The sequence below is a fragment of the Ancylomarina longa genome (assembly GCF_003996985.1).
GTDB classification, from domain to species: Bacteria; Bacteroidota; Bacteroidia; order Bacteroidales; family Marinifilaceae; genus Ancylomarina_A; species Ancylomarina_A longa.
The window spans coordinates 54456-63589 of sequence record NZ_RJJX01000023.1; the positions used below are offsets into that span (position 1 = coordinate 54456).

Annotated in this window: 7 protein-coding genes; all 7 read right to left on the minus strand. The window is 34.3% G+C overall.

Translation table 11 applies throughout. The features are described from left to right. Nucleotides 1-32: 32 nt before the first annotated feature. Nucleotides 33-677, minus strand: coding sequence for a class I SAM-dependent methyltransferase (locus DLK05_RS13695; protein WP_127344576.1), 645 nt, complete (start codon nt 675-677; stop codon nt 33-35). 194 nt (nt 678-871) lie between these two features. Beyond that, complete coding sequence (locus tag DLK05_RS13700; protein WP_127344577.1) at nt 872-3025, minus strand: carbohydrate binding family 9 domain-containing protein; 2154 nt, start codon at nt 3023-3025, stop codon at nt 872-874. Between the two features lie 391 nt (nt 3026-3416). After that, nucleotides 3417-4631 carry an NAD/NADP octopine/nopaline dehydrogenase family protein gene (locus tag DLK05_RS13705; RefSeq protein WP_127344578.1) on the minus strand — a complete coding sequence of 405 codons (1215 nt, stop codon included), beginning with the start codon at nt 4629-4631 and terminating at the stop codon, nt 3417-3419. 441 nt (nt 4632-5072) lie between these two features. Next, a complete protein-coding gene (locus tag DLK05_RS13710; protein ID WP_317126942.1) occupies nt 5073-5339 on the minus strand; it encodes a BRO family protein in 267 nt (88 codons plus the stop codon). Nucleotides 5340-5757: 418 nt separating this feature from the next. Further along, nucleotides 5758-6552 (minus strand): CPBP family intramembrane glutamic endopeptidase, encoded by a 795-nt coding sequence (locus DLK05_RS13715; RefSeq protein WP_127344579.1) that lies wholly within the window; start codon nt 6550-6552, stop codon nt 5758-5760. 414 nt (nt 6553-6966) lie between these two features. Beyond that, a complete protein-coding gene (locus tag DLK05_RS13720; RefSeq protein ID WP_127344580.1) occupies nt 6967-7509 on the minus strand; it encodes a hypothetical protein in 543 nt (180 codons plus the stop codon). Nucleotides 7510-7968: 459 nt separating this feature from the next. Next, nucleotides 7969-8727 (minus strand): hypothetical protein, encoded by a 759-nt coding sequence (locus DLK05_RS13725; RefSeq protein WP_127344581.1) that lies wholly within the window; start codon nt 8725-8727, stop codon nt 7969-7971. Between the last annotated feature and the right edge of the window lie 407 nt (nt 8728-9134).

Consider the following 9134-nt stretch of genomic DNA (forward strand, 5'->3'; position numbering starts at 1 on the left):
TCCATTGATATTCTCCTACTAAAATCCCTTTGCTATTTTTTTTCCAGGACTAATTCAATTAAATGATGTTGCTCAATCGGACTATCTCCATGCTTATGCTCAGGACCTAAACCTTCCCAATGATGGATGGAATTATAATTTTTAAATAATTCGACAATTTCATTTGGTTCCAGAAAAGTTCTGTAATTTTCATTGTTATCACAAAAAGAATTTTTTCCTATTGCCTTCCATTCTTTACTATACTTTTTATAAGAGGTATCCTTTATGGAAAAGGCAGTTATAAATACCAAGCTATTTTTTTGAGTCCATTGATTAATTCTATCAATTAAGGCATGAATAGATTTCCAATCTAATATCTGGATTAATCCAAATACCAGAATAGCAGAATAGGGAGTACTCTTAGGAACAAATTCATGGAAACTTTTCTGATAAGTCTTTATTTGGAATTTTTCCTTTTTTGAAATACTTAATACACTTTCAATTGCCACTTCAGAAAGATCTATCCCATCAACTTGAAACCCTTTTTTTGCCAGAAAAAACGAATTTCTACCTTGTCCAATTCCAATATCTAAAACAGGTCTTGTTTTTTCAAGTTTATGGACATACTTTTCTAAAATAGTTTCCGGATGGATTCCAAAAACATTTTCTGTATTGCTATATGTTTTATCGTAAATCATTTTCTAAATTATTGCGAATCTAAAGTTGTCTATTTTAGTCTACCACCGCTACCGCACGAATCCTTTCGTCTGGTTCTATTATAGAAAACGGAACGCGATTAAATCGCGCACCAGCGGGGCATAGTTATTAGCAAGTGGTCATTTTATCAGTTTATTAATGCTTATCTACTTTTAAAGAAAGTATTTACCTTCCTCTAGAAAGAAAATCGCCAAACGAGTTTTGCAGCCCCATTATTTATTGTTGGTTTTAAATAATCTACCCTTTTAACCGGATCGTAACCGTTATTCCAAACAAAATAAAAATCACTACCAATTTTAGGGATCCAATGCACACGTATATTAGTAAGCAATAGATCTTCCTCCGAATTGTATTGACCCAGCAAAGAAATATCAAGTTTAGTTGTAAAAGCATAGGTTATTGTAGATATTAACTGCTTAATATTATCTGCTATAGTGTTTATCTTAATTTTATTATATTCATACTGTTCTGACAGGTTAAGATGTTTGTTAATGTTAACACCCAATAAAACAGCCATTGTTTTTATTTTCCCTCCGTAAAGCGTTCCCCAATTGTACAGCAATTCGGTATATAATCTTCTTCCTCGAAACGAATTAATTTGAAATTCAGTTTTATGCATATGGTATTTTCCGATGTCAACAGAAATATTACTTGTCAAATCAAAAGACTTATCAATTCTATCGTAGGATTGTTGAAGATTAAATTCAAAGGAATCACCTGTTTGCAAAACAAATCCAAAAGGACGTGCTTCGTTAAAGTATGATTCTATTTCATGCGTATCTTGCGATCTGTAAATAACAAACTCCCACGGCTTAAGAAGCATTTTTCGAATGCCAAACTTATTAAACCATCGTGGTGTGAAGCGCAGATTCCAAGCAAACGATTCAAAATTTGTACGAAAAAGAAAACCAAGTTCGGGTGAAAAGTTTTTCTGAGTTGAAGAAATTGCGATATAGTTATCAACTAAATCATTGGGATAATCGCAATAGAGTCTCCAGGCAAGAGAATTATTCCTCATTTTTCCATCGGTGCTACTTGCAGTGATTAATGCACCAACACTCAAATTTTTATCCTTTAAGAAATGAGATGTTGCATAATTCCCATCCAATCCGCCAACAATATTTTGATGATCGCCACCTATTTTCGACGTGATAATCCCCCCAATGTAAGACTGCTCTCCTAAATCGAACTTATAACGAAAAACACTATTATTAATACTTGGAATACTTTTATTTGCAGCGGTTTGCAGAGAAAGAAAACCAATATTACTCTTACCCATCTTTCCAAATAGGCGTGCTCCCCCCAAAACTTTTACATTCTGAAAATTCTCAATTCCTATTTTGCGTGAATAAAAAACATTGTTTCGATTTCCTATATAGAAATCAAAATTACTTGCCCCTTCAAGAAAAAAATCTCTCTTTTCGGGATAATATAAATTAAAGCGTGAAAGATTAACTTGTATAACATCAGATTCTACTTGAGCAAAATCGGTATTTGCAGTTAAATTCAATTTTAATGTGGGTGTGATATTGTAATTTAAATCAGCCCCAACTTTACCAATCCCTTTATAGGAGACTTTATCATCTTTCAAATCCCATCCACCAAGCAAGTAAGGTTTTAATTCAAATTTTTGAGTGTAAGCAATATTTTGCAATCCGGTTAATGTTCCTGCAACAGAAAAATTTTCCAAACTAAAATCTCTCGACCAACCTTGCCAGCGGTCAATCTCATTTGTGCTTTTTATATTTCGTTCAAAATTGATTGACCAAACTTGTTGTTTGCTATTTTTGAACTTCAAGGTATTAAATGGGATTTCAATTTCGGCAAACCAACCTTCACTGGTAATTACTGCTGCTGCATCCCACACTCCATTCCAATCATCAGATGCATCCTCGCTCGATGTTATTAATAAGTCTGTTCTTGCTCCATATGGATTAACTACAAATTCATAGCCCGTTCTTCCATCATGATACGGGTTTATTGCGATTCGTAAATTATCTTCTGCCTCAAAATCAAAATCTCGTTGTAATGATTTGGCCGAAATGCTTGTGGCTGAATTTTGATAACACCAGACTGCAAAATATATTGCAGAGGATGAATAAGAGATTGCAATTTGTGTTTTTTGGGTAGCAGGTTTCCCAAAATTGGGCTCCCTTTGTGTAAAGTTGGAAATGATATTTGCTTTCTTCCAGACCGATTCATCAAGATTTCCATCCAAAGTAATTTTCTCTGTAGAAAAAAAAGCAGCAATAGAATCGTTCAAATTATTTTGTGCGAGTGACGAAAGATTAAATAAAATTAGGATTAAAATAAGGGTGTGTGTTTTCATTTAGCATATTTTATTGTCTAAAGTTATCGTTTCATTTCCACCTTTTCTTGCTATATCTCGTTTTCGTCTAAACCTTGTTTGTTTTCTTTCGATATGTCCGTTGCCTGCATATTTAAAACCAATTCTAAATTGGTCATATAATCTCGTAAAATTTCATCACTATATCAAAAGCTAATTCATGGTCGTCAATTCTTTTGTAACCCATTTTTGCGAATCAAGGTTTAACGGTCTTGCTAAGTTTCTTGGGCAATTTAATTTGTAACCTTATCAATGCGCAAAGAAGCAGGTCTATTAAATTTACTTATTTATATTTTGAGCAAGCCTAATTGAATTGGCTTACTGATGTTTCTTAATTGAGCTAAACTTTCAATCTGCTCCTCACCCATGAAATTTAGTCCAGTATGTCATCGATGCTATTGAGTCCATACACCGGAGGAATGCCGGACATGAATTCCGTAGTCAGGCTTTCGCTGTCCAATAATAATTTATTTCCTGCTATGATTTTCTCATTGCGTAATTGCTGCGCCCAGTCAATGATACTGTCAATGGTGGGAACATCCAGAGATAGTTGGTCAGCAATCCACTTTGCAATACAGAGGCCATAATGAATGTCGTCTGTGAAGAAGCGATGATCTTTGTCTATGATCCATTCGCCACTTTCCAATTGAATAGTGGGTGGCTTGATGGCTCCCAATGTCAGCGATGTGGTGAATGATTCGCGAATGTCAGTGTTTTCTGATTGGTAGGAGAGTCGCTCTAACCCCAGGTAATCAAGCATGTATTGAAAATCCTGCTCCGGATATTTTATCTTGATGGCCTCTCGAATTTTAGAATAGTCCGCGTCTAATTCTTGTAGAAGGTCGGCTGACTTTTGATCATAGTCGCGATAAAAATAGGGGATATCTTCTTTGTTCGCCCATTTCCCATGGTATTTGAGAAATAAACCGTAGCAACGCGATGGATGGATGATTTGGTTGTCGACAGACAGTGTTAATGACAAAAAATTGTCGGCCTGTCTGAATTTCCCTTTTTTTAGCCATCGTTCGCAAATATTTTTCAGAAAAACATTATTGAGTTCAGAGAATCGATCCGGCGGCGATACTGCCACGACATTAAACTCCTTGCAACCATAGGTCACTCCCACCTTACCATACTCAATAATCCGGCAAATCCACGGAATTAAGCCAATAGCAAAGGTAGTTATATGGCTCAAATCAAACTTTTTCTTGATCTCATCAACCATCCAGTTAAATCCTGCCTGACCATAAATAGTCCCAACAAACACCTCTTTGTCTTTCGCAAGATGTGGCGCCAGACCATAAAGGGCAATACGATATTTGCTTACCGGCATACATAAAATTACGAAACTTGCTTGTGGAATAACCTCAGCTGGATTATCACTTATTTTCGTCAGGGAACCACTAAACTCCTCCAGGGTTTCCCCGTTAATCGAATGCAATTGAAGATCGATCTTAGGGGACCATTCCTTAGGTCTTCGCGTAAGAATATTGACGGTAAAACCCGCTCCGGAAAGAAATGGAATCAAAATATGAGCACTGCTACCTCCACCTACAATCGTTACCTCTTTTTTTTCTTGTTTAGTCATATTACCTATTTGTTCGTAATTTTTATACGTTAAAATTAATGAGTGATTTTGCCCAATATGGCTTGTAACAGTTTGACTGTATGTCTCGTTGGCCCCTTAATTGATTTGAGTATCATACTTTATAAAATGGCTACCTTTCCCTTGCTCATCTAAAGCACAAAACTTAGAAAACATGCTGCCCGCCTGTTGCATTTGAGCGCATGTTGAACTAAAATCCATTCGGGATAACTCTCCAATAAAAAATCGACAATAATTGTCGATAAGTGCATAATTCAACAAACTTACCAAGCTTGAAATACCAAAACTAAATGCGATCTAATTCAACACCTACTCATCGCTGGGTCTTGCAGACCGCTCATAGTTCTATTTACTAGCTTTTTGTTGTTTATTATTCTAACTCCGAATTTTCATTATTTATATTCTCTCCAAGTTCTTTTGCATTTAGTGGCGATATAACGTTTTTTCCAGTCTTTTCTTCAATCTCTTTTCGGAGTCTTCAGTTTCTTCAATACGCTCGTATCCTTCTTTTGCCAACCACAATTTAAAGGGTTCTGCTTTTGGCGATGGAATAGACTGTATTAATCTCAACAATTGCTCAGTATCCGCAACATCCGTCATCCTCATTTTTCCATCAGGAGACTTCAATTTCAACTGTCCGATTTTTTCGGACACTTCACTTCCTGTTAAAATTGCAATTATATCAATTATTGAAAAAAACCATTTTTCTTAGTTGTTATCCCATTCTGCACGAACACTTTGGTCTTGAAATAACTTTATTGTTGTTTCTTTTGTCATTCTTTCAATTTTTCAATCCTAAAGATAAACATTCTTTCTTTTATAAATGGGTTCTACTGTTACGGCAGTTTGCAATGAAGACTATCAGTTGGCGGTGTCTCGTCATCTGTTTATGGGATAGAACCGCCTGTATCCTCTATTAGGCTATAAGCATTCGGGATAGCTCTCTCCAATAAAAAATCGACAATAATTGTCGATTAGTGCATAGTTCGATAAGCTCACTAAACTAGAAATGCCAATGCTAAACGCAATCTAATTCAACACCTACTCATCGCTGGATTTTGCAGACCGCTCCTAGTTCTATTTATTAGCGGTTGTTTATCTCTAATACTTATGTGCTTAATATTCCAAGTATAATCGGAATTAGACCAATGCCATTAATAAGAAAGTGAAGAATGATGCCTATGGTATTATTTTTATATTTCCAAACAATGAAGGTTAATATTAGAGTTAAGGGAATTATTGATAAAATATCCCACCATTTGAACGCATGAAAAAATGCCCACATTAATCCGTGAATGTACCATACATGTTTACCAAATACCAACTCTTGTCTAGGTAATATATATCCCCTCCACCAAAACTCTTCTCCAATTATATTAAAAAACAAAAAGACTAAAAATGCAATCAAAGCCATTATATTACCAGACAACCCTCCGAATGCCTGGTCCATAGCTGATAATGATATTTCTTTACTTGTGTCCAACCATGAGGGTAAGGATTCAGGCATTGGTATAATATTAGAATTAATTAATGCCATATTTAGTTTTATTGTAACACCATATAAAATTATTATTCCAATAAAAGCAACAATTGTAAATAGCCACATTTTTCCACTTAATCTATAAAGTCGGAAGCGTTCGCTAAGAGTTTTCCAAGTCAGCATATTACCTTCTTTAACAAAAGCCACCAGTGAAGCAACAATCATAAAAGCCAGCGGAGTACCTAACCCAACGAAATACGCATAAAACGGAGCTAATCCATGATTTATAAGGACTGGCATTATAACATGAAAACCTATTATCATTAATATAGCAGGTATTCCAAAATACAAAATTGAGGTTGCAAAATTCATTGGTTTAATGCCTGAAGTTTCCTTGCGAATTTTAATGGTACTATTTTTCATATTATTACTAATTTATAATTTTACAAAGCATGGTAGTTCAACACCACTCATCGCTGGGTCTTGCAGACCGCTCATAGTTCTATTTATTGGCTACTGGCCTTTGTTCACCATTGATATCTAATCGTTTTTAATGTGTCATTCCTAAAAATCAATTCAACTCGTTCTAGTGGCAGAGTATCCATTTTAAAATCCATCATATCAAAGAATCTGTGCCCTTTTAGTCCCTGCTCAATTGAGTTTTTACTAAAATCGCTATTATTAACAATATCTATAATTGAGTTTAGGTCATTTTCCGTATTCTCGTACCCTTGTTTCATATACGTTATAGTCACCCCTTGGTCTAAAATACTATAATATCCAAATCCGACTGTAAGTATTAGGAATACAAAACAAATCCAAAATGCCAATTTCCATTTATTTTTTATCATTGCTTATTTTAATAAAGTCAAAGCCTAATCTACTTTTATAATTCGTCAAATTCACAGTCTGCCCAATCGAAGTTCGTATCCAAAAATCATAACTACAAACTAATCGACGGGAATCTCTATTCATTTGAACTACTATTGAATTTATCTCTGGCTGCATATATCTATATTCTTGTCGGTACTTGTTTACAACTATAAAATTTTCCCGATAATCAACTTTTGAGATTTTGTGATTTAAAATCGAGGCCGACATTAAGAATAATCCAAAGAATCCAATCGAAATAAAAAGAGTCGGCAAATAATAGTCATTTTTCATTCGTTGATTTACTGCAATAATCGGTTTAAGTTTCTTAGCTGTCAATAATCCTATTATTAGTCCAAGTCCGCCAAAAATCAGTCCGAATAGATAAGGGTGATAATAATTCTCAATTTTGTTAATACCACTAATAGTTGCAAAAATGCCACCAAATATTGATATGAAAGTCATTAAAACAATCCACAATGGCGGTCTTTTTTCTCGTTTTTTATTCATTTAGTTTCTATTCGTTGCAGTGTCGTCTCTCAGGCTTGCAGCCAACGGCAGTCTGTCTAAAAACTCAACATACTACCCAATTAGGATTTAAATATAGCTGTTTTAAGGATGCATAAAATTTGAAAATACTTTTATTTAAAAATAGAATTGAGGCTCTTATTTGGTTCATTTTTAATCCACCGCTACCGCACGAATCCTTTTGTGTGCTTCCATTATAGAAAACAGAACGCGATTAAATCGCGCACCAGCGGAGGGTACAGCCTGTTGAAAATCCATAAATTAGGAAGATTAATGCACCAGATTCACGTAAGCTCCCCTTCTGAAGACTTCAGAATACAAGAAAAATCGTCGGTAAAAGCATAGAAAATCCAAAGCAACACGGGATGTAGTTCAACATGTACTCATCGCTGGGTCTTGCAGACCGCTCATAGTTCTATTTATTATAAGTTGTATTTTTGTTTAGTCTTCCATGTTTTTATTCACTTGCTCAATTCCATCCACAAATGTTTTATAGAACTTTTCAATTTCCTTGTCTTCAAGATTCAGATTCTCTTTCAAATAATTGAGAAAGTCAGATTCTGAGATTTCAACATTTGAAGTTCCATATTTCTGGAAATACAATTCGTATCCAATAAACTGATTATACCTATCAAAGACAGGAATGTTGTCCTTGAAAAAAGAAAAAGTATATTTTGGATAGTTATATACCATTTTCAAACAAGGATTACCCATCACTTCTGATAATGCACCATCAGAAAGCAGACAAATTGAATTTAAACAGTGAAAATAAAAAGGATAAATAACTTCATTCTTTTCTACTAATATGTCCAATAGTTCAAATGTCTTATCATTATCACTTGGCAAGAACTCTCCTTGATAAAAACTTTTCACTAATTCATTTGTTTCTGAATTTTCAAGATAAAAACTAATTGGTTTACCATTCAAAGAGTCAACATGAAGAAAACTTAAATGCTTTTCTTTTATAACTTTTTCACGTTCAACTAACATTCTTTGCCTTTCAGCTGCCTTTTCCTTTTCAAGCTTTTCTTCATTAGCTTTCCTTTCATTTTCTTTAACTGTCCATTCCATAACAGATTCAGTTTTCACACTGTCCTGAACAGAATTAGTTTTTTCATTTATACTTTTACTTTTTTCACTTTCATTCGAACATGAAATTATTAGCAAGGAAGAAAAAAATACTAAAAACAGCTTTTTCATATTAAACAACTTTATTGTTAGCGCAGCAAAAATATTACTTATAACGAATAGCTGTAAGAATCCGTCACTAGTTATGATTTTTACAGCCTGTTGGGATGAGTTTTGCTGTGAATACCACCAAAGTAAATTCTAAGCTATTCTGATTTATAATTTTATTTTTAAAATTTCATTCCCTTTTGTATTGTTTATACATCCATATATGAATCTGTTCAATAAGGGAAGAAGGGATTGCAACACACCAGGATTCTTTCCTTACTTAACTTTCTGGGAAAAGTCCTGTAACTTCTCAAAGTCAAAAACGTTTTTACGTTCCAAGTGTGTAACACTCACACGCTTCAAGCGTTGACTTTGAAGAACTTCGTTCCCAAGAATCCTTTCTTAACCCAATACCTGAAATTTTATCTCAA

Excerpts from the sequence above, each read along its gene's own strand:
- DLK05_RS13695 (WP_127344576.1), bottom strand. The coding sequence starts at position 677 with ATGATTTACGATAAAACATATAGCAATACAGAAAATGTTTTTGGAATC.
- DLK05_RS13700 (WP_127344577.1), bottom strand. The coding sequence starts at position 3,025 with ATGAAAACACACACCCTTATTTTAATCCTAATTTTATTTAATCTTTCG.
- DLK05_RS13705 (WP_127344578.1), bottom strand. The coding sequence starts at position 4,631 with ATGACTAAACAAGAAAAAAAAGAGGTAACGATTGTAGGTGGAGGTAGC.
- DLK05_RS13715 (WP_127344579.1), bottom strand. The coding sequence starts at position 6,552 with ATGAAAAATAGTACCATTAAAATTCGCAAGGAAACTTCAGGCATTAAA.
- DLK05_RS13720 (WP_127344580.1), bottom strand. The coding sequence starts at position 7,509 with ATGAATAAAAAACGAGAAAAAAGACCGCCATTGTGGATTGTTTTAATG.
- DLK05_RS13725 (WP_127344581.1), bottom strand. The coding sequence starts at position 8,727 with ATGAAAAAGCTGTTTTTAGTATTTTTTTCTTCCTTGCTAATAATTTCA.